A 19,955-nucleotide genomic window follows, 5' to 3' on the forward strand; every position below is an offset into this window, starting at 1 on the left:
CGCCCGCCGCTGTTCCCCCGCCCGCGGCCGTGCGCGACGCACCGGCGAAGAAGAAGAACAGCTGGCGCATCCGCTTCAGCCTGCCCGCCAATTCGATGGCCAACGGCACCAACCCGCTCGGCCTGCTGGACGAGCTGCGCGATCTCGGCGAATGCAGCGTGCGCGCCAACACCTCGGCCATTCCGGCCCTCGACGATCTGGTTCCGACGGAGCTCCATATTTCCTGGGACGTGACGCTGACCAGCGAGCAGGATCGTTCAGCGATCGACGACGTCTTCATCTTTGTGCTCGATGACATGGAACTCAGCCTCGAGGAGATCAGTGGTACGGCAGCGGCAACCGCCGCTCCGGTCGAGGAAAGGGCTGCCCCAGCCCCCGTCGCTGCAACATCGACCGCCGTCCCGGAATTCCGTCCTGTCGAGGCGGTTCCCGCCAAGCGCGAGGCGCCCGCCGCCGTCAGCCAGGCAAAGGCGGCCGAGAATGTCCGCGTTCCGGCCGAACGTCTCGATGAGCTGATGGACCGCGTCGGCGAGCTCGTCATCGCGCAGTCGCGCCTCAGCCAGCTCGCCAGCGCCAGCACCGATATCGCGCTGCGTTCCGTTTCGGAAGAAATCGAACGCCTGTCCGGCGAATTGCGCGACACGATGATGGTGCTGCGCATGGTGCCGGTCGCCACCCTCTTCTCCCGCTTCCGCCGCCTCGTCCACGATCTCGCCCGCGAGACCGGCAAGGTGATCGAGCTGGTGACGGAGGGCGAGAGCACCGAAGTCGATAAGACGGTCATCGAGCGTCTGGCCGATCCGCTGGTGCATCTGGTGCGCAACTCGATTGATCATGGCCTCGAAACGCCCGCCGATCGGCTTGCCTCCGGCAAGACCGAAGCCGGGACGGTGACGCTTTCGGCCCGCCAGGCCGGCGGCGAGGTGATCATCTCGATCAAGGACGACGGCCGCGGCATCAATCGTGAACGGGTTCGCGCCAAGGCCGAATCCTCCGGCCTTATCCAGCCCGGCCAGCCGCTTTCCGACTCAGAGCTGCTGCAGCTGATCTTCGCCCCCGGCTTCTCGACGGCAGCAGCTATCACCAATCTGTCCGGCCGCGGCGTCGGCATGGACGTGGTCAAGAAGACGGTCGAAGCCCTCCGCGGCGCAATCGACATCGTCAGTATGCCGGGACAGGGTTCGGAAGTGTCGCTGCGCATCCCGCTGACGCTCGCCATCATCGACGGCCTGCTGGTGCGCGTCGGTTCCGGCCGCTACGTCATCCCACTTTCGGCGGTCGAGGAATGCCTCGAACTGTCGCTCGAGGAAGATCTCCGCTCGCGCGGCCGCAGCTTCATCTCGCTGCGCGACAGCCTGGTGCCGTTCCTGCGCCTGCGCGACCTCTTCCGCACCGGCACCAAGCCCGATGTGCATCAGAAGGTCGTCGTCATCTCGACCGGCACGGAGCGCGTCGGCCTCGTCGTTGACCAGATCATCGGCGACCACCAGACGGTCATCAAGTCGATGTCGAAGCTGCACAATAACGTCGCGACCTTCTCGGGCGCCACCATTCTCGGCGACGGCAGCGTCGCTCTCATTCTCGACGTCGGGCACCTGGTTGCCGCGGGTCAGCAACAGGAGGCGCAATTGCGTGTAGCAGGATGAGCGCAACAGCAGCAACGGCCGAACGATTCGACAATCACTGGAGCTATGCCGAGGAAGTCGAGGTCCTGACCTTTGATCTCAATGGCGAAACCTTCGCACTTGAAGCGGTCATCGTCCAGGAGATCCTGGACCTGCTTCCTGAGACCGCGGTGCCGGGCAGCCAGCCCTTCGTCGCCAGCGTCATCAACTTTCGCGGCAAGGTCATTCCGCTCGCCGATCTGCGTCTCGCCTTCGGGATGGAAGCGGCAGAGGCGACGATCGACAGCCGCATCATCGTCATCGAGATCGATCTGCAGGGCGAGCAGACGCTCGTCGGCCTCAGAACCGACAAGGTGAACGAGGTGACGACACTTGCAAAGTCCGCGAGCGAGGCACCGCCGAGCATCGGCATGCGCTGGCGCGCCGATTACATCAACTGCCTGGTGAAGAGGGGCGGAGAATTCATCATTCTCCCTAATCTGCAGGCGATTTTTTCATCGAGGCACGACGCGGCTGGAGCCGCTAATTGACGCTGGATGAATTCAACGAGGGGTTTGGGGACCATGCGACTGACAATCAAGACGAAACTAGTGACCGCGTTCACCTTCATCATTGTAATGCTCGTGGGCACTGCCGCTTACGGTGTCTTCAGCCTTGGATCGCTGAACGACACGATCGATAAGCTTCTCGCCGGCCCGGCGGCCCGCCTGGATTTCGCGCAGCAGATCAACATCGCTCAGCTCGAGGCGATCCGCCAGCAGAAGAACCTGCTCACCGCCCGCAGCGCAGACGAGACGGCCGGGGCAATCGCCAAGGGCAATCAGGCTCGCAAGGAATTCGCCGACGCCTTCAGCCAGGTGTTGGCGCTGGCAACGGAAGAAGGCAAGGCGCGTTGGGCCCGCATCGCCGAACTTTCCAAGACCTTCAATGGAGCCGACGATCAGATCCGCGAATATGTGAAGGCCGGCAATGCCGAAGGCGCAAATGCCATCTCCGTCACGACGGCGCGCGCCGCTGCCAACGACATCGACTCGACGCTCAGCGAGATCCTGGCACTTGAAAAGCAGCGCATGAAGGCTGCTGACGACGGCGCCGAAGCGCAATACACGACGACGCGCACAATGATGGTTGCGGTCGCCGCGGTCGCCCTGCTGATTGCTGCCTTCACCGCCTTCTGGATCGCCAGCACGATCAGCAAGGGCCTCAGCCGTGCAAACACCGTGGTTCGCGAAGTGTCGGAAGGCGATCTGACAAAGATGGCCGATATCACCAGCCATGACGAAATCGGCGAACTTCTAGGCAACGTCAACACGATGATCGAACGCCTGCGCGGCGTCGTCGCCGACGCACTGTCGGCCGCCGAAAACGTCTCTTCCGGCAGCCAGCAGCTTTCGGCAAGCTCGGAACAGGTGTCGCAGGGTGCTACCGAACAGGCGGCTTCGGCCGAAGAGGCTTCCGCCTCGATGGAAGAGATGGCCGCCAACATCAAGCAGAACGCCGACAATGCGGCGCAGACCGAAAAAATCGCCCGCCAGTCGGCCAAGGATGCGGAAGCCAGCGGTGAAGCGGTGACGCGCGCCGTCGACGCTATGCGCACGATCGCCCAGAAGATCGGCATCGTCCAGGAAATCGCCCGCCAGACCGATCTACTCGCCCTCAACGCCGCCGTCGAAGCGGCACGCGCCGGCGAGCACGGCAAGGGTTTTGCGGTCGTCGCTTCGGAGGTGCGCAAACTTGCCGAACGCAGCCAATCGGCTGCTGCCGAAATCAGCTCGATGTCGAGCGACACGGTCAAGGCTGCCGCCGATGCCGGCGACATGCTCGGCCGGCTGGTGCCCGACATTCGCAAAACGGCGGAACTGGTCTCCGAGATCAGCGCCGCCTGCCGCGAACAGGATATCGGCGCCTCGCAGATCAATGAAGCGATCCAGCAGCTCGACAAGGTGACGCAGCAGAATGCCGGCGCCTCCGAGCAGATGTCGGCGACCTCCGAGGAACTCGCCTCCCAGGCCGAAGAGCTGCAGACGTCGATCGCCTTCTTCAAGGTCGATACGGCAGGCAGCGCGCGGTCCGGCGCCAACAAAGCGCAGCCAAAAGCTTCCGCCAAGGTGAAGGCCCCGGCCGCTGTCCGCAAGGCTGCCCCGCAGGCCCATAGCCAAGGCCGCGCCCAGACGATTTCGGCTCAGCAGCAGCGTCTCAAAGGCTTTGCTCTCGATATGTCGATGGGTGGTCCGGATGCCAGCGATGACGATTTCAGGGAGAGCGCATAAGCGCTCCCCGGGGAAGCGCTTATGCGCCTTCGCCTCAAACTGATCCCTCGGGCTGCTCCGGCGGCCCGAGACGGGAATATCCCCCAACGCATGTAGGCGTTGGCGCTGCGATCGATAGATGTCCGGCTGCCGGGAAGTGAATGTAGTCGCTTTCCCCCTTTTCAGACACATCACTTTCAAGCTCGCCGTCCCGCCGATGGGACGCGTTTCTATCCATTCGTTTTGACCGCATAGAGGGGGTACCACATGCGTTTCACCATCAAGCTCAAGCTGGGGCTTGCCTTCGGCATCATGACATTGCTGTTGATTGGCATCGCCATCTACGGAAGCATGAGCCTCGGCACCTTGAATGACGCCAGCGGCAAGATGATCGACGGCCCGATGCGCCGTCTGGAGCTGGCACTGACCGCCAATGTCGCCGAAGTCAACGCCATCCGCGCTCAGAAGAACGCACTGCTTTCCACGGATCCCGACAGCGCTGCCGGTTTCTACAAGGAGGCCGACCAGAACTTGCAGGCCATGTTTGAGGCCGTCGATGCCGGCCACGCCATCGCTTCGCCGGAAGGAAAACTCTATTGGGAAAAGCTGCAGACGATCGGCGCGAAATTCCGCAACAGATCCGCCGAGCTGCAGCAGCTTGACGCCAGGGGCGATCAAGCCGGCGCACTGGCGCTGTCGCTCGGCGACCTGCGCACGATGACCAACGACATGGGTGACGCGATTGCCGCACTCATCGAGATTCAGCGCAAGGGCATGAAGACGACCGATCAGTCGAACACCGATCTTTATAACTCGACCAAGCTGATCCTCAGCACTGCTTCCGGCATCGCCGTGCTTGTGGCGCTCGGTGCTGCATTGTGGATCATGCTCGGAATCAACAACGGCCTGAGGAAAATCACGACCGTCGCAAATGCCGTCGCAATCGGTGACCTTAACCAGACGGTCGATGTCACGACCAATGACGAGATCAAGGACCTCATCAATACGGTCAACAGCATGACTGCCAATCTGCGCACCACGGCAGCTCTTGCCGATCAGATTGCCATGGGCGACCTCAGCACCGATGCCAAGCCGCTCTCGGATAAGGATACGCTCGGCATCGCGATGCAGAGCATGATCTCCAACCTGCGGACCACCGCCGGCATCGCCGATCAGATCGCAAACGGCGACCTGACGGTGTCTCCAAAGCCGCTCTCCGACAAGGATGCGCTGGGCCTCGCGCTCGAACAGATGGTCGAGCGCCTGCGCGGCGTCGTGGCCGATGCGATCTCGGCCGCCGAGAACGTCTCCTCCGGCAGCCAGGAACTTTCGGCAAGCTCGGAGCAGGTGTCGCAGGGCGCCACCGAACAGGCCGCTTCGGCCGAAGAGGCTTCCGCCTCGATGGAAGAGATGGCCGCCAACATCAAGCAGAATGCCGACAACGCCGCCCAGACCGAGAAGATTGCCCGTCAGTCGGCCAAGGACGCGGAAGCCAGTGGTGACGCGGTGACGTGCGCCGTACAGGCGATGCGGACCATTGCCGAGAAGATCGGCATCGTCCAGGAAATCGCCCGCCAGACCGATCTGTTGGCGCTCAATGCTGCCGTCGAAGCGGCGCGCGCCGGAGAGCACGGCAAGGGGTTTGCGGTCGTCGCCTCGGAAGTGCGCAAGCTTGCCGAACGCAGCCAATCGGCTGCTGCCGAAATCAGCTCTATGTCGGGCGATACGGTCAAGGCCGCTCAGGAAGCCGGCGACATGCTCGGCCGGCTGGTGCCCGACATCCGCAAGACGGCGGAACTGGTCTCCGAGATCAGCGCCGCCTGCCGCGAACAGGATATCGGCGCCTCGCAGATCAATGAAGCGATCCAGCAGCTCGACAAGGTGACGCAGCAGAATGCCGGCGCCTCCGAGCAGATGTCGGCGACCTCCGAGGAACTCGCCTCCCAGGCCGAAGAGCTGCAGACGTCGATCGCCTTCTTCAAGGTCGATATGGCGGGTGGGCGCCGCGAGCGCGCGCCGGCTGTAAAACTAACCGCCCGCAGCCGGGCCTCGGCCGCACCGCGCAAACCGGTCAGTAAGGCGCCGGCCAATACGATCGCTGGTCAGCAGGCCCGCGTGAAGGGGTTTGCCCTCGACATGTCGATGGGCGGTCCCGATACGGCCGATGACGAGTTTAGGGAGAGCGCATAGCGCTCCCCTGGGGAAAGCGCATGACCGCTCCCCGTTCGCAATTGTCGTGGGCCAATCAGGATGGCCCGCGACGCACGCTTCGCCTACCGGAATGTCTTTGCTGCATGATGCCGCGCCCCCTGGTCCACATTTATTGCTTCGCTCTCGGAGAGGTATATTGAGATGCGTATTACGATTAAACTTAAGCTCGCAGCCGCATTTGGCTTTGTCATATTGTTGCTGGTGGGCAGCGCGGTCTATGGAATCATCAGCCTCAGTTCCCTGAACGATGCTGTCGGCAACCTTATTTCGGGTCCGGCAAAGAGGCTGGAACTGGCTCTAGAGGCAAAGACTGCGGAGCTTAATGCTGTTCGCTGGCAGAAGAATGCCCTTCTGGAAATGGATCCGGAAGTAGCCAGGAAGGACTACCAGAATTCGGCGAAGAGCCTGGATGAAATGGTAGTTTTCGCCACGGGCGGCCAACAGCTCGCAACTGCCGAGGGCAAGCCCACCTGGGACAGGCTGGTCGAGTTGGCCAAACGCTTCAGTGAGGGCTCCAACAAAGTCGCCTCTATCCAGGAAAGTGACGACAGGGCAGCGGCAGCGGCGCTTTCGTCCGGAGAGGTTCGCGCTCTCGTCATGGAACTCGAAGATGTTTTCGAGACGCTCGTCACGCTTCAGCAGAAGTCGATGACGCAAGCCGATAACGATACAGACATTCTTTATAGTTCGACGAAAAACATGCTGATCGGCATCGCTATCGGGGCTTCCGTCATCGCGTTCGCTGCTGCGCTGTGGATCGCGCTCGGTGTCAACAGCGGCCTGCGCAAGATCATGAACGTTGCCAGCGCCGTCGCCATCGGTGACCTGAACCAGAAGATCGAGATCAAGAGCAACGACGAGATCAAGGATCTGGTCAACACGATCAACGTCATGACGGACAATCTTCGCAGCACTGCTGAGATCGCCAACCAGATCGCGAACGGCGACCTGACGGTGTCTCCGAAGCCGCTTTCGGAGAAGGACACGCTCGGCATTGCCCTCGAACAGATGGTTGAGCGCCTGCGTGGCGTCGTCTCCGATGCGGCTGCTGCCGCAGAAAATGTCTCGGCGGGCAGCCAGGAACTGTCCTCGAGCTCCGAGCAGGTGTCGCAGGGCGCCACCGAACAGGCGGCTTCGGCCGAAGAGGCTTCCGCCTCGATGGAAGAGATGGCCGCCAACATCAAGCAGAATGCCGACAACGCCGCCCAGACCGAGAAGATTGCCCGTCAGTCGGCCAAGGACGCGGAAGCCAGTGGTGACGCGGTGACGCGCGCCGTACAGGCGATGCGGACCATTGCCGAGAAGATCGGCATCGTCCAGGAAATCGCCCGCCAGACCGATCTGTTGGCGCTCAATGCTGCCGTCGAAGCGGCGCGCGCCGGAGAGCACGGCAAGGGGTTTGCGGTCGTCGCCTCGGAAGTGCGCAAGCTTGCCGAACGCAGCCAATCGGCTGCTGCCGAAATCAGCTCTATGTCGGGCGATACGGTCAAGGCCGCTCAGGAAGCCGGCGACATGCTCGGCCGGCTGGTGCCCGACATCCGCAAGACGGCGGAACTGGTCTCCGAGATCAGCGCCGCATGCCGCGAACAGGATGTCGGCGCCTCGCAGATCAACGAGGCGATCCAGCAGCTCGACAAGGTGACGCAGCAGAATGCCGGTGCTTCCGAGCAGATGTCGGCGACCTCGGAAGAGCTCGCGACCCAAGCGGAAGAGCTGCAGGCTTCGATTGCCTTCTTCAAGGTCGATACAGCAAGCAATCGCCAGTCCCGCACGCCGGCCGCCAAGGTCACGGTCCGCAGTCCGGCACAGGCCGCCGGTCGCAAGCCCAGCACCAGGAAGCCGGCTGCCAACAGCGTTGCCGGCCAGCAGGCGCGGGTAAAAGGCTTCGCTCTCGATCTCTCCATGGGCGGTCCCGACGATGGGGACGCCGAATTCAAGGAAAGCGCATGATCATGGCCACGACATCCCTGGAAGCGCAATTCGTGACCTTCAGCCTCGGCGAGGAGATTTTCGCCGTGCCGGTTGAGGTCGTACGGGAAATCCTTGACTATGCGGAAGCTTTCAAGATTCCGAATGGTCCAGACTATCTGCTCGGCCTGCGCGACGTGCGCGGGCAGGGCGTGCCGACGATCGATCTTCGATTGAAGCTCGGCATGACGAAGACCGTGCCGACGCCGCATACGCGCGTGCTCGTCCTCGACGTGCCGATGGAAAGCCGGCTCCTGACCCTCGGCCTCGTCGCCGACCGCGTCTTCGAGGTCACGCCGTTCCGGCGCGAGCAGATCGAGGCGGCGCCTGACATCGGCGTGCGCTGGCGCTCGGACTATATCGCCGGCGTCGTTCGCCGTGAAAACGGCTTCGTCGTCATCATCGATCTTGCACGGTTGCTGTCGCGCGAGGACGCCTCGGCACTGCAATCGGCGGCCTGACCCGCGCATCAACTCGGAGTACTGCGTTCTATGAGTATGGCAGCAGCGGTGGAAACCCAATTGCCGGGCGACCGGATCAGCAAGCGCAATTTCGACAAGCTTGCCCGGTTCATCTACGATTACAGCGGCATCAAGATGCCGCCGACCAAGCTGACGATGCTCGAAGGGCGGCTGAGGCGCCGCCTTCGCGCAACCAACCATGCCACCTTCGACGATTATTGCGACTTCCTGTTCAATCACGACGGGCTCGACCAGGAAACCGTCTACCTGATCGACGTGGTGACGACGAATAAGACCGACTTCTTCCGCGAAGCCAAGCATTTCGACTATCTGCAGACGGTAGCGCTGCCAACGATCGCCAATAGCGGCGTTCGGACCATCCGCACCTGGAGCTCTGCCTGCTCGACGGGAGCCGAGCCCTACACGATGGCGATGGTGCTGGCGGAATTCACCGAAGGCCGCAACGACGTCTCCTACAGCGTTCTGGCCACCGACCTTTCCACCGACGTGCTGCAGACGGCGCGCCGCGGCATCTACCCGGAAGACCTCGTCGCGCCCGTGCCGCGCGACCTGCAGCGCAAATACGTGCTGACGGCCAAGCAGCCGGATCGGCGGGAGGTGCGCATCACGCCGAAACTGCGCAGCAAGATTGGTTTTGCCCGCATGAACCTGATGGACGAGAAATACCAGATCGGCGAGGCGATGAACGTCATCTTCTGCCGCAACGTGCTAATCTACTTCGACAAGCAGACTCAGGCCGGCGTGCTCAACCGCCTCTGTGATTGCCTGGCGAAGGGCGGCTACATGTTCATCGGCCATTCTGAATCGATCACCGGCTTCGATCTGCCGTTGAAGCAGGTCTCGAATACGGTATTTCAGCGTATCTAAGCGCATGGCGTCATCCCAAAACCGCTGCGCACTTCTGGACGGCATGCATTAGGGGCATTCATGGCTAAGAAAATCCGCGTTCTCATCATCGACGATTCCGCCAGCGTCCGCCAGACGCTGACCCACGTGCTGGAGCAGGATCCCGATATCGAGATCATGGCGGTCGCATCCGACCCCTTCATGGCGGCGCGGAAGCTGCAGGAGGAGATCCCCGATGTCATCACGCTCGATGTGGAGATGCCGCGCATGGATGGCATTACCTTCCTGCGCAAGCTGATGGCGCAGCGGCCGATCCCTGTCGTGATGTGTTCGTCGCTGACGGAGGCGGGTTCGGAGACGCTGATCCAGGCGCTGGAGGCCGGTGCGGTCGACGTCATTCTGAAATCGAAGATCGGGGCCGCCGACAGCCTTGCCGATGATGCGATGCGTATTCGCGAAGTCGTCAAGAGCGCCTCGCATGCACGACTTTCCAATGTCCGCCGCGCCGCCGGAACCATCCGTTCCGCTTCAGCGGAGGGGCCGGCAAAGAAACTGACGGCGGATGTGATGCTGCCGCCACCGACGGGGCGGGCCATGGCGAAGACGACGGAGATGGTCGTCTGCGTCGGAGCTTCCACCGGCGGCACCGAAGCACTGCGCGAGTTCCTGGAAGAACTGCCGGCCAATGCGCCTGGTACGGTGATCGTCCAGCACATGCCGGAGAAATTCACCGCCGCCTTCGCCAAGCGGCTGAACGGGCTCTGCGAGGTCGAGGTCAAGGAAGCCGTCGATGGCGATCCGGTGCTGCGCGGCCATGTGCTGATCGCGCCTGGTGACAAGCACATGCTGCTCGAGCGCCAGGGTGCGCGCTATTATGTGAGCGTGAAGACCGGGCCGCTGGTGTCGCGACACCGGCCTTCCGTCGACGTGCTCTTCCGCTCGGCGGCGCGCTCGGCCGGCTCGAACGCCATGGGCATCATCATGACCGGCATGGGCGACGACGGTGCGCGCGGCATGTTCGAAATGCACCAGGCCGGCGCCTACACGGTGGCGCAAGACGAGGCGAGTTCCGTCGTTTTCGGCATGCCGAAGGAGGCGATCGCCAAAGGCGGCGTCGACCGGGTCCTGCCGCTCGATCAGATCGCTCGCGAAGTGCTGATGACACAACAGAAGTTCTAGGACCTGTTTGAACTGGACGGGATCGAAGCCGGCGGTGTCGCAGGATGCCGCCGACTTTTATTGTAGCCCTCTAGGTTCTGCATTCAGGCGAGATAACCGCCGTCGATCGTCAGGCTGGCGCCGGTGACGAAGGCGGCCTCGGCACTGGCGAGATAGGCGGCGAGGCCGGCGATCTCGTGGTCCTCACCCAGGCGGCCAAGCGCCATCAGCGGCTTGAGGCGCTCATGATCGTCCTCATTGGGGTTCATGTCGGTCGCCGTCGGGCCGGGCTGGATGTTGTTGACGGTGATGCCGCGTGGGCCGAGATCGCGGGCGAGGCCGCGGGTCATCGAGGCGATCGCGCCTTTCGTCATGCTATAGACCGAGGAGGTCGGAAAGCCGCTGCGATCGGCGGTGACGCTGCCGATGGTGATGACGCGGCCGCCTTCCTTCATGTGTCTTGCCGCTGCCTGGATGCCGACGAAGGCAGCGCGGACGTTGACGGCGAACATCCGGTCGAAATCTTCGAGCGAATAGTCGTCGAGCGGGTTGAGGATGAGAATGCCGGCATTGCTGACGAGAATGTCGAGACCGCCAAAATGCCCGGCTGTCAGCGCGACGGCATCCTGTACGGCCTTCGCATCGGCACTGTCGGCCCGGATCGCCAGCGCCCTGCCCCCAGCAGCCTCCAGCTCGGCGACGATCGCCTTCGCCGTGTGCTCGGAGCTGGAATAGGTGAAGGCGACGGCGGCGCCGTCAGCGGCGAGTCTTCGAACGATGGCGGCACCGATGCCGCGCGAGCCGCCGGTGACGAGGGCGATCTTGGTGGAAAGGGGTTGAGACATGCAGGTTTCCTTTGTTTTTGGATTGATCAGTCTAGAATTGGCCGTGGAAAGGCCGCTTCGGAGTTGCCCCATCGTCAGCGGAGGCTTCTGATTGCCATGCGTGCGATACCGCGGAGCGTCTCGGGTGGGACGCCGTTTCGGGCGCTGACTTTCATCCCCGACAAAGCAGCGCCGAGAAACGGGATGGCGTCGGCGATATCGATATCTGTTGCGAGATCTCCGGTCCTGCGAGCCTCAGCGAGAAGGCTTTCGATCGCCGCGTGAAGCGCGTGGCCGGCGCTGTCGGTAAGAGCTGCGATCTCGGCATCGGTACGGCCGAATTCACAGATGGCGCTGACACCGAGGCAGCCGCGCCGCGCCTCGGCAGCGGGACGCGAGGCGAAAGCGACAAGAGCGCCTTCCAGCGCCTCGATCGGCCGGTTTTCGCGGCGAAGATCGGCGATGATCTTATCGATGCTCTCCACATTGTAGCGCTTCAGCGCTTCCAGATAGAGACCGCGCTTGTCGCCGAAGGTGTCGTACATGCTTTGCCGGCTGATCTTCATCGCCGTCAGCAATTCCTCGGTCGAGGTGCCTTCATAGCCATGCTCGGAAAATACGCCGATGGCGGCATGAAGGGCGGTGTCGCGATCGAATTCCTTGTGTCGTGCCATGAACAGGCTTCTACTCTTATTGGACTGATCTGTCCAGAATAAAATGAATGGTTTCCGCCGCCGCAGGGCAGCCATGCGCGCCTCCCCTTGAAATTTCCCTGATTTTGTGGTCTTGAGGCCGCCAATCTTCGCAGCGCTGCCTGTCATGCATGTTCAGGGACACTTCCCGCCCCTGGCAGCGCGCGCGCCCCGTATCAGTCCCAAGGAAAAATGCGCCGATGGCCCGTTCAGCTCTTCTCAATGTCATGGTTCAGGCTGCCCTCAAGGCAGGAAAGTCGCTGGGACGTGATTTCGGCGAAGTGCAGAACCTGCAGGTGTCCGTGAAAGGACCGGGTGACTTCGTTTCCACCGCCGACCGCAAGGCCGAAAAGATCGTCAGGGAAGAGCTGCTCAAGGCGCGTCCGACCTATGGCTTCCTCGGCGAGGAAAGCGAGGAAATCAAGGGCACCGACGGCGCGCATCGCTGGATCGTCGACCCGCTCGACGGCACGACGAACTTCCTGCACGGCATCCCGGCCTTTGCTGTCTCGATCGCGCTCGAACGCAACGGCGAGATCGTTGCCGCCGTCGTTTTCAATCCGGCAACCGACGAGCTTTATACCGCCGAACGCGGGGGCGGCGCCTTCCTCAACGACCGACGCCTGCGCGTCGCCGCGCGTCGCGCGCTGTCGGATTGCGTCATCGGCTGCGGTGTGCCGGCGCTCGGCAAGCGCAATCACGGCAAGTTCCTGGTCGAACTTCGCCACGTGATGGGCGAAGTGGCGGGCATCCGCCGTCTGGGTTCGCCGACGCTCGATCTTGCCTATGTCGCTGCCGGGCGGTTCGACGGTTTCTGGGAAGCGGAGCTTGCGCCGTGGGACATGGCTGCCGGCATCCTGCTCATCCGCGAAGCCGGCGGTTTCGCCACCGACTGGGACGGTGGCGCGACGATGCTGGAGAGCGGCGCGATCGTCGCCGGCAACGAGATCATCCACAAGGCGCTGATCGAAGTCGTCAAGCGGCCGGTTCCGGCCAAGTGACCGAACGAAAATCTGGCTGTTGTAAAGTCACGGTTTTCGCCCCGGCATACTTCAATTCGGCACAATGTTGCTCTAGTCTCCGCCAGCAATGACTCCGGAGGCAGCGACCCTATGGAAAATGTGAATGTGGCGGAGATCGGCTCCACCGAAAAGACGGCTGGCACTTATGCCAACAGGCTTTCGAGTCCCATGCCCTTCCTCTGGACGATGCTGCTTTTCCTCGTCATCGTCGGCTTTATCGCCGCCATCCTCTTCCGGCAGACGCAGACCGCCTTCATGCACAATCCGGGCCTCAACGGCCTGATCGTCGGTGTTCTCGCGGTCGGAATCATCCTTGTTTTCAACCATGTACTGGCGCTTCGCCCTGAGGTGCGCTGGTTTAATTCGTTCCGCGCCGCCGGCAGCGCCGACAAGGTGAACCGCAATCCGCGGCTGCTTGCGCCAATGCGGGCGCTGCTCGGCAGCCGCAAGTCCTCAGTGGCGCTGTCGACGACGGCGCTGCGCTCAATCCTCGATTCGATCGCTACCCGCCTCGACGAATCGCGCGATGTTTCACGCTACCTGATCGGCCTCTTGGTCTTCCTCGGCCTGCTCGGCACCTTCTGGGGCCTCATCGGCACGATCAGTTCGATCAGCATTGTCATTCAGTCCCTCGATGCCGGCTCGAACGGCACCGGAGACGTGCTCTCGGCGCTGAAGGAAGGGCTTTCCACGCCGCTTTCGGGCATGGGCCAGGCCTTCTCCTCCTCGCTGCTCGGCCTTTCCGGTTCGCTCATTCTTGGCTTCCTCGACCTGCAGGCCGGCCGCGCGCAAAACCGCTTCTACATGGAGCTGGAAAACTGGCTTTCCTCGGTCACGGATGTCGGCTCCGATCTTGCCCCGGCTCTCGAGGCCGTATCCGGCGGTTCCTCGGACGACATGCGCGCGCTCTCCGATTATCTGCGCAAGGTCTCCGAAGAGGGCGGCGCCGGCAGCCAGCGCTCCGTCGCCGCCATGGCGAGCCTTGCCGAAGGTATTCAGGGCCTCGTCAAGAACATGCGCAACGAGCAGCAGATGCTGCGCGACTGGATCGAGGCACAGCAGGACGAGGCGAAGGCAATGCGCCGCACGCTCGACCGGCTTGCCGAGCGCATCGGCGTGCAGGAGCGCGCAGGCGAGAGGGGCGAGCGCATGCGCGACCGCGCCAGCCAGACAGAAAAGAGCGAGGGCAAGTAAGCTATGGCTCTTGCCCGCAACCGGCGCCGCGAACGCACGGTGGATTATTGGCCGGGCTTCGTCGATGCGCTGTCGACGCTGCTCATCTCAATCATGTTCCTGCTGACGGTCTTCGTCGTCGGGCAGTTCATCCTCAGCCGCGAGATCACCGGACGCGATGAGGTGCTTAATCGCCTGAACAGCCAGATCAACGAGCTGACTCAGCTTCTCGCGCTCGAAAAGGGTAGCAACCAGGATCTCCAGGATTCTGTCGCCAACCTGCAGGCCTCGCTTGCCAGCGCCGAAGGCGACCGTTCGCGGCTGCAGGCGCTGCTGAATGCCGGTTCGGGCGGTCAGGATGCGGCGCAGAAGCGGATCGGCTCGATGACGCAGGAGCTTGACGAGCAGAAGCAGGTGAGCGAACGGGCGCTCAGCCAGGTCGAACTGCTGAACCAGCAGATATCAGCGCTTCGCAGCCAGATCGCCGCCGTCGAAGCAGCCCTTCAGGCGTCGGAGGAGAAAGACCGGGTCTCGCAGACCAAGATCGCCGACCTCGGCAGCCGCCTCAACGTGGCGCTCGCCGCGCGCGTGCAGGAGCTGAACCGCTACCGCTCCGACTTCTTCGGCCGTCTGCGCGAGATCCTCTCGGACCGCGAGAATATCCGCATCGTCGGCGACCGGTTCGTCTTCCAGTCGGAAGTGCTGTTTCCGTCGGGCGGCGCCGATCTCAACCCGGAGGGGCAGACCGAAATGGCGAAGCTTGCCGCCGCCCTCCTCGATCTCGCCAAGGAAATTCCGCCGGAGATCAACTGGGTGCTGCGCGTCGATGGCCATACCGACAATGTGCCGCTTGCCGGAACGGGTCGCTATCGCGACAATTGGGAACTCTCCTCGGCGCGCGCGATTTCGGTCGTCAAGTTTCTGATCGCACAGGGTGTGCCGGCCGATCGGCTGGTCGCCGCCGGCTTCGGCGAGTTCCAGCCGATCGCGCCAGGCGATACGCCGGATGCGCACTCTACCAATCGCCGCATCGAGCTGAAACTGACCGAGAAATGATTACAGCGCCGCGCGTTTTTTCAGACGCGCAAAGGACGCTGTAACACTTTGAATTGCTGCATAATTCCCTAAATCGATTCCGATTTAGGGAATTATGCAGTGGCCCGACATTCCCTGCTGCGCGGCCTTCAGGCGGCCGGCGAGGAAATCGCGCACGGCGGGGCTGTCGCTGAGGCCGATCGCTGTCATATAGGCATCGGCTGCCGCGGTATCATCGCCGGCCTGGGTCAGGAGAAAGGCACGCACGGCCCAGTAGGGCTGGTAGCTTGCGACGTCGCGCGGATCGAGCCGGTCGAGCACTTCCAGGCCGGCAGCGGCGCTCAAGGCCCTGCCGATCACCGCAGCTTGGCTGACGCGTGCACCCAGCGTCGGCTTCATCATCACCAGCGCCGCGTAGAGTGTCGTCAGCGCCTGCCAGTCGGTCGTACCTGACAGCCGGCGCGCCGCATGCACGGACTGGATCGCCGCCTGACACTGGAAGGGGCCGAAACGGTCGAAGCCGCCGGCCTTGCGCAGCAGTGCATCCGCCTCGGCAATCATGATCGCGTTCCACGCGGCCATATCCTGCTCGTCCAGCGGCACATATCGGCCGCTACCGTCGCGCCGGGCGCTGCGGCGGGCTTCGCAGTGAAGCATCAAGGAGAGCAGCCCGACCGCTTCCGGTTCGTCCGGCAGCACCGCCAGAAGCGCGCGGCCGAGCCAGATCGCCTCGCCGGCCAGTGAAGGGTGTTCGTCCTCTCCGTCGAGACCGTCCCAGCCAAGACCGTAAGCCGCGTAGATCGCCGAGAGCACCGCCGCAAGCCGCTCCGGCAAGGTGGTGCGAGGCGGGACGGCGAAGGGAATGCCGGCATCGCGGATCTTTACCTTGGCCCGCACCAGCCGCTGGCTCATCGCCTCAGGTGAGACGACGAAGGTCCGCGCAATAGTCTTTGCCTCGATGCCGAGAACGGTCTGCAGCATCAGCGCCGTATGCACGGAGCGGTCGATGGCGGGATGGGTGCAGGCGAAGAGCAGCTTCAGCCGCTCATCGGGAAAGATGGCGTTGCCGGCCTCGTTCATGCGTTCCTCCGCCTCCTCAAAGGCGATCGATATCGTCGTTTGCGCATTGGCCTCGACAGTGCGGTGGCGGGCCGCCTGCATGAGATTGCGGCGGGCGGCCACCAGCAGCCAGGCTTCCGGATTGCCGGGAATGCCGCGCTCCGGCCAGACGCGAAGCGCCGAAGCCAGCGCTTCCGACAATGCATCCTCTGCTGCCGCCACGTCGCGCGAGCGGGCGGTGAGGAAGGCGATCAGCTTGCCGTAGGACTGACGCGCCACCTTTTCGGCAGCGCGTCCGGCATCGGGCGGCATTACCGCCTCACATCTGCAAGCGCGGACGCACCTCGACCGAACCCTTGTCGGAGATCGGGACGCGGGTCGCCCATTCGAGTGCTGTATCGATGTCGGGGACGTCGATCAGATAGAAGCCGCCGAGCTGTTCCTTGCCTTCCGGATAAGGCCCGTCCTGAACATCGTGTTCCTCGCCTTTGCGGCGCACGATCGTGCCGGTTTCCGGGCCTGTCAGCCCGGCGCCGCCGGTCATGATCCCTGCCTGAGCGAGCGCCTTGCTGTAGGCGACCCAGCCGTCGCGATAAGCGGGATCGCCGCGGCGGGCGAAATCCTCGGCGGCCTCGCGAATGATGAGAGCATATTGCATGGAAAACTCCTGATCTCGTTGTTGCGTTGATCCGGGCATGCCGATAGCGGGGATCGAGATCCCGAAAATCGTCAAGCCCGGCGGAGCGGCGCGGCCGTTCCGAAACAATGAGGCGCGACCACCGGTCGTTTCGACATGGCTTTCAAAAAAATATGCGAAAAAGAAAAAGGGCACCGAAAATCGCAAGCGGGCCGGGCTCAAGGGCGCCGGCGCTGCTCAAGGGTGCGAAAGGGCAGGGCGGCAATCACGCCGCCGCTGCCGGTCTGCTCAGGACTCGGCCTTCGTCTGGTCGACGACCTCGGCGCTGGGCGTGTTCTTCTTGATGGATTCGATGGCACTTATGGCGGACGCCTTCGCCTTGTAGCCCTCAGACGAGAACATAGCTTCCCCGTTCGATGCCTTGAAGCGGAAGCGGAACTCGCCGGCCTTATCCTTATAGACTTCGAATTTATACATAGATGTCTCCCGAAATCCCAAAACGCTGAATTGCAACCATCAGCTTAGCGGAGGCTAGATCAAAATGGCGAGCTTTTCCACTGCCTTAATCAGGATTGGGTTGCTTAGCGTCCAATTGTCACCGTTTCCATTGGACGCAAGCGAATGAGGGCGCCAGCGGCTATGCCCCGAGAACAGGATGATTTTAGGCCGGGTCGGCCTAAAATCTGAATCCTGTTCTAAGTTAAATAGTGAGAGCATGATGTCGTCCGAAAACCGCTCACACTTTTCGGCATCGTGCTCCGGCATCACTCCATCTGGATGTTGGCGCCCTTGACGACCGGTCCCCATTTGGCGAGTTCGGCCTTCACATGGGTGGCGAGTTCCTCCGGCGTCGAGCCGACGATGGTGGCGCTGAATTCCTTCATGCGTTCAGCGACGGCAGGGTCGGCAAGCGCCTTTTTAGCCGAGGCGTTGAGGCGCATCACCGCTTCGTTCGGCGTCTTGGCAGGGGCGAAAAGCGCGTTCCAGGTATAGGTCTCGTAACCTGGAATGCCTGACTCGGCGATCGTGGGCACATCGGGGAAGGAGGGCGCGCGCTCGGCCGTGGTCACCGCCAGCGCCCGCAGGGTGCCAGCCTTGATGTGGCTCGACGACGAGGGCAGATTGTCGAACATGATTGGCACCTGGTTGCCGATGACGTCGTTCAATGCCGGGCCGGCGCCCTTATAGGGAATGTGCTGCATGCTGACGCCGGCCATGGACTTGAAGAGCTCTCCGGAAAGATGCAGCGGCGTGCCGTTGCCCGATGAGGCGTAGCTGTATTTGTCGGGCTCGGCTTTCAGCAGGGCGATCAGCTCCTGCACGGTCTTCGCCGGCAATTCCGGATTGACGACCAGCACATTCGGCACGACGACGAGCAGCGAGATCGGCGCGAAATCCTGCTCGGGATCGTAGGGGGTCGATTTGAGGATCAGCGGATTGAGGGCGTGGGTCGCAACGGTGCCCATCAGGATGGTGTAACCGTCCGGTTCGGCGCGGGCGACGTTACCGGCGCCGAGATTACCGCCGGCGCCGGCGACGTTCTGGACGATCACCTGCTGGCCGAGATCCTCTGACATCTTCTGCGCGACGATGCGGGCGACGACATCGGTCGAGCCGCCGGCCGCGAAGGGCACGACCATGGTGATCGCGCGATCGGGAAAATCCGCAGCAGTGGCAGACGCACCGACGGCAAGGGCCGCAAGCACACCGAAACCGAGCGCAAGGCCCGTACGTCGCGTCATATCGGAAAGTGCCATTCCTATCTCCTCCCAAGGATTTCAGCAGCCATATCCCCACCCCGGGGAATGAAGAGGTTAGGGCAGAACGCGCGAAAGACAACTGCGGGGAGGCGCAGCGGGTTCAGACTTTAGTCGTTGTTGGTGGGAGAAGTGCGCGCCGGCTATTTCGCCGCAGCGAGCACATCCTCGTTGGCGGCGTCGAATTGCAGTCGCGCCAGCCGGGCATAGATGCCGCCATGGCGGATCAGGCTCTGATGCGTGCCCTCCTCGACGACGCGGCCCTGATCCATGACGAGAATACGGTCGGCCTTCAGCACGGTTGCCAGGCGATGGGCGATAACGAGCGTCGTGCGGCCGTCCACCAGGCCGTCGAGCGCCTTCTGCACCAGCGTCTCGCTTTCGGCGTCAAGCGCTGAGGTCGCCTCGTCGAGCAGCAGCACGGAGGCGTTCTTCAGGATGGCGCGGGCAATGGCGATGCGCTGGCGCTGGCCGCCAGAGAGCATGATGCCGCGTTCGCCGACCTCGGTCTCGTAACCCTGGTCCAGCCGGGCGATGAATTCGTCGGCCTGCGCGGCAAGGGCTGCGGCGCGGACCTCGTCACGCGAGGCGCCGGGGCGGCCGAAGGCGATGTTGTCATGGATCGAGGCGGCAAAGATGGTGACATCCTGCGGCACGATGGCGATGCGCTGGCGCAGCTCGTCGGGCGTCGTCAGCTGCGCGTCGACGCCATCGATCGTCACGCTGCCCTGCTGCGGATCGTAGAAGCGCAGCAATAGCGAAAAGACGGTGCTCTTGCCGGCACCGGACGGGCCGACGATGGCGACCGTCTCGCCTGGCGTGATGGCGAAGCTTAAGCCATGCAGTGCCGATTTTCCGGGGCGCGAGGGATAGGCGAAATGCACACCGGAAAATTCGACGCGACCACGGCTGGGCGAAGGAAGAGCCTGCGGGCTGGCGGGGGCTGTGATCGGCGAGACTTCGTCGAGAAGTTCGGTCAGCCGGTCGGCAGCACCGGCTGCCTGCGAAAGTTCGCCCCAGACCTCCGACAGCGCGCCCAGCGACCCGGCGGAGATGACGGCATAGAGCAGGAACTGGCCGAGCGTGCCGGCCGAGAGCGTGCCAGCAAGCACGCTATGGGCGCCGACCCAGAGCACGGCGACGACGCTGCCGAAGATCAGCGTGATGGCGATCCCCGTCAGCAGCGCGCGCGAGCGGATCGCGGCGCGGGCGGCCTC

At 63.0% G+C, this 19,955-nt stretch carries 18 protein-coding genes; 11 read left to right on the forward strand and 7 right to left on the reverse strand.

Translation table 11 applies throughout. The annotated features are described in order from the left end of the window. From MOV76_RS31230 to MOV76_RS31265, 8 genes are all read left to right on the forward strand, one after another. Nucleotides 1-1,646: chemotaxis protein CheA (locus MOV76_RS31230; RefSeq protein WP_247265962.1), on the forward strand; the 1,646-nt coding region annotated here is incomplete at its 5' end. Then, the gene (locus MOV76_RS31235) at nt 1,643-2,155 is read left to right on the forward strand and encodes a chemotaxis protein CheW (RefSeq protein ID WP_018243494.1); all 513 of its coding nucleotides are present in this window, start codon (nt 1,643-1,645) and stop codon (nt 2,153-2,155) included. The genes MOV76_RS31230 and MOV76_RS31235, both read left to right, overlap by 4 nt. A gap of 33 nt (nt 2,156-2,188) precedes the next feature. Then, nucleotides 2,189-3,895, forward strand: a complete 1,707-nt coding sequence (locus MOV76_RS31240) for a methyl-accepting chemotaxis protein (RefSeq protein WP_018243493.1) — start codon at nt 2,189-2,191, stop codon at nt 3,893-3,895. Between the two features lie 246 nt (nt 3,896-4,141). Beyond that, nucleotides 4,142-6,064 (forward strand): methyl-accepting chemotaxis protein, encoded by a 1,923-nt coding sequence (locus tag MOV76_RS31245; protein ID WP_247265963.1) that lies wholly within the window; start codon nt 4,142-4,144, stop codon nt 6,062-6,064. Nucleotides 6,065-6,226: 162 nt separating this feature from the next. Next, nucleotides 6,227-8,035 carry a methyl-accepting chemotaxis protein gene (locus MOV76_RS31250; RefSeq protein ID WP_247265964.1) on the forward strand — a complete coding sequence of 603 codons (1,809 nt, stop codon included), beginning with the start codon at nt 6,227-6,229 and terminating at the stop codon, nt 8,033-8,035. Further along, the gene (locus MOV76_RS31255) at nt 8,032-8,514 is read left to right on the forward strand and encodes a chemotaxis protein CheW (protein ID WP_018072866.1); all 483 of its coding nucleotides are present in this window, start codon (nt 8,032-8,034) and stop codon (nt 8,512-8,514) included. Before MOV76_RS31250 ends, MOV76_RS31255 begins: the two co-directional genes overlap by 4 nt. A 30-nt stretch (nt 8,515-8,544) precedes the next feature. Further along, nucleotides 8,545-9,402 carry a protein-glutamate O-methyltransferase CheR gene (locus MOV76_RS31260; RefSeq protein WP_247265965.1) on the forward strand — a complete coding sequence of 286 codons (858 nt, stop codon included), beginning with the start codon at nt 8,545-8,547 and terminating at the stop codon, nt 9,400-9,402. A gap of 60 nt (nt 9,403-9,462) precedes the next feature. Then, the gene (locus tag MOV76_RS31265) at nt 9,463-10,560 is read left to right on the forward strand and encodes a chemotaxis response regulator protein-glutamate methylesterase (RefSeq protein ID WP_247265966.1); all 1,098 of its coding nucleotides are present in this window, start codon (nt 9,463-9,465) and stop codon (nt 10,558-10,560) included. Between the two features lie 83 nt (nt 10,561-10,643). On the opposite strand, the gene MOV76_RS31270 is transcribed toward MOV76_RS31265, so the two are convergent. Beyond that, nucleotides 10,644-11,384 carry a 3-oxoacyl-ACP reductase family protein gene (locus MOV76_RS31270; protein WP_247265967.1) on the reverse strand — a complete coding sequence of 247 codons (741 nt, stop codon included), beginning with the start codon at nt 11,382-11,384 and terminating at the stop codon, nt 10,644-10,646. 74 nt (nt 11,385-11,458) lie between these two features. After that, nucleotides 11,459-12,037 (reverse strand): TetR/AcrR family transcriptional regulator, encoded by a 579-nt coding sequence (locus tag MOV76_RS31275; RefSeq protein WP_247265968.1) that lies wholly within the window; start codon nt 12,035-12,037, stop codon nt 11,459-11,461. Between the two features lie 218 nt (nt 12,038-12,255). Between MOV76_RS31275 and MOV76_RS31280 the strand changes: the two genes are divergently transcribed. From MOV76_RS31280 to MOV76_RS31290, 3 genes are all read left to right on the forward strand, one after another. After that, entirely contained in the window at nt 12,256-13,056 is an 801-nt protein-coding gene (locus tag MOV76_RS31280; protein ID WP_018243486.1) for an inositol monophosphatase family protein, read from the forward strand. A gap of 111 nt (nt 13,057-13,167) precedes the next feature. After that, the gene (locus tag MOV76_RS31285) at nt 13,168-14,271 is read left to right on the forward strand and encodes a MotA/TolQ/ExbB proton channel family protein (RefSeq protein ID WP_018243485.1); all 1,104 of its coding nucleotides are present in this window, start codon (nt 13,168-13,170) and stop codon (nt 14,269-14,271) included. Nucleotides 14,272-14,274: 3 nt separating this feature from the next. Further along, nucleotides 14,275-15,306: a peptidoglycan -binding protein gene (locus MOV76_RS31290; protein WP_018445945.1), complete on the forward strand. Its 1,032-nt coding sequence runs from the start codon at nt 14,275-14,277 to the stop codon at nt 15,304-15,306. A gap of 84 nt (nt 15,307-15,390) precedes the next feature. On the opposite strand, the gene MOV76_RS31295 is transcribed toward MOV76_RS31290, so the two are convergent. From MOV76_RS31295 to MOV76_RS31315, 5 genes are all read right to left on the reverse strand, one after another. Beyond that, nucleotides 15,391-16,656 carry an RNA polymerase sigma factor gene (locus MOV76_RS31295; protein WP_247265969.1) on the reverse strand — a complete coding sequence of 422 codons (1,266 nt, stop codon included), beginning with the start codon at nt 16,654-16,656 and terminating at the stop codon, nt 15,391-15,393. A gap of 7 nt (nt 16,657-16,663) precedes the next feature. Continuing rightward, nucleotides 16,664-17,002: a YciI family protein gene (locus MOV76_RS31300; protein WP_026188521.1), complete on the reverse strand. Its 339-nt coding sequence runs from the start codon at nt 17,000-17,002 to the stop codon at nt 16,664-16,666. A 267-nt stretch (nt 17,003-17,269) separates the two neighbouring features. Beyond that, nucleotides 17,270-17,458 (reverse strand): YegP family protein, encoded by a 189-nt coding sequence (locus MOV76_RS31305; RefSeq protein ID WP_247265970.1) that lies wholly within the window; start codon nt 17,456-17,458, stop codon nt 17,270-17,272. Between the two features lie 287 nt (nt 17,459-17,745). After that, nucleotides 17,746-18,738: a tripartite tricarboxylate transporter substrate binding protein gene (locus MOV76_RS31310; RefSeq protein WP_247265971.1), complete on the reverse strand. Its 993-nt coding sequence runs from the start codon at nt 18,736-18,738 to the stop codon at nt 17,746-17,748. A 143-nt stretch (nt 18,739-18,881) separates the two neighbouring features. After that, nucleotides 18,882-19,955, reverse strand: a 1,074-nt coding sequence (locus tag MOV76_RS31315; protein WP_247265972.1) for an ATP-binding cassette domain-containing protein, incomplete at its 5' end; no start/stop codon positions are given.

This window comes from Rhizobium sp. PRIMUS64, assembly GCF_023006465.1.
Lineage (GTDB): Bacteria > Pseudomonadota > Alphaproteobacteria > Rhizobiales > Rhizobiaceae > Rhizobium > Rhizobium leguminosarum.

Bases quoted from the DNA above. Each gene is read 5' to 3' on its own strand.
- MOV76_RS31270 (WP_247265967.1), bottom strand. From the start codon at position 11,384: ATGTCTCAACCCCTTTCCACCAAGATCGCCCTCGTCACCGGCGGCTCG.
- MOV76_RS31260 (WP_247265965.1), top strand. From the start codon at position 8,545: ATGAGTATGGCAGCAGCGGTGGAAACCCAATTGCCGGGCGACCGGATC.
- MOV76_RS31255 (WP_018072866.1), top strand. From the start codon at position 8,032: ATGATCATGGCCACGACATCCCTGGAAGCGCAATTCGTGACCTTCAGC.
- MOV76_RS31295 (WP_247265969.1), bottom strand. From the start codon at position 16,656: ATGCCGCCCGATGCCGGACGCGCTGCCGAAAAGGTGGCGCGTCAGTCC.
- MOV76_RS31280 (WP_018243486.1), top strand. From the start codon at position 12,256: ATGGCCCGTTCAGCTCTTCTCAATGTCATGGTTCAGGCTGCCCTCAAG.
- MOV76_RS31285 (WP_018243485.1), top strand. From the start codon at position 13,168: ATGGAAAATGTGAATGTGGCGGAGATCGGCTCCACCGAAAAGACGGCT.
- MOV76_RS31265 (WP_247265966.1), top strand. From the start codon at position 9,463: ATGGCTAAGAAAATCCGCGTTCTCATCATCGACGATTCCGCCAGCGTC.
- MOV76_RS31240 (WP_018243493.1), top strand. From the start codon at position 2,189: ATGCGACTGACAATCAAGACGAAACTAGTGACCGCGTTCACCTTCATC.
- MOV76_RS31250 (WP_247265964.1), top strand. From the start codon at position 6,227: ATGCGTATTACGATTAAACTTAAGCTCGCAGCCGCATTTGGCTTTGTC.
- MOV76_RS31290 (WP_018445945.1), top strand. From the start codon at position 14,275: ATGGCTCTTGCCCGCAACCGGCGCCGCGAACGCACGGTGGATTATTGG.
- MOV76_RS31300 (WP_026188521.1), bottom strand. From the start codon at position 17,002: ATGCAATATGCTCTCATCATTCGCGAGGCCGCCGAGGATTTCGCCCGC.
- MOV76_RS31310 (WP_247265971.1), bottom strand. From the start codon at position 18,738: ATGGCACTTTCCGATATGACGCGACGTACGGGCCTTGCGCTCGGTTTC.
- MOV76_RS31245 (WP_247265963.1), top strand. From the start codon at position 4,142: ATGCGTTTCACCATCAAGCTCAAGCTGGGGCTTGCCTTCGGCATCATG.
- MOV76_RS31305 (WP_247265970.1), bottom strand. From the start codon at position 17,458: ATGTATAAATTCGAAGTCTATAAGGATAAGGCCGGCGAGTTCCGCTTC.
- MOV76_RS31235 (WP_018243494.1), top strand. From the start codon at position 1,643: ATGAGCGCAACAGCAGCAACGGCCGAACGATTCGACAATCACTGGAGC.
- MOV76_RS31275 (WP_247265968.1), bottom strand. From the start codon at position 12,037: ATGGCACGACACAAGGAATTCGATCGCGACACCGCCCTTCATGCCGCC.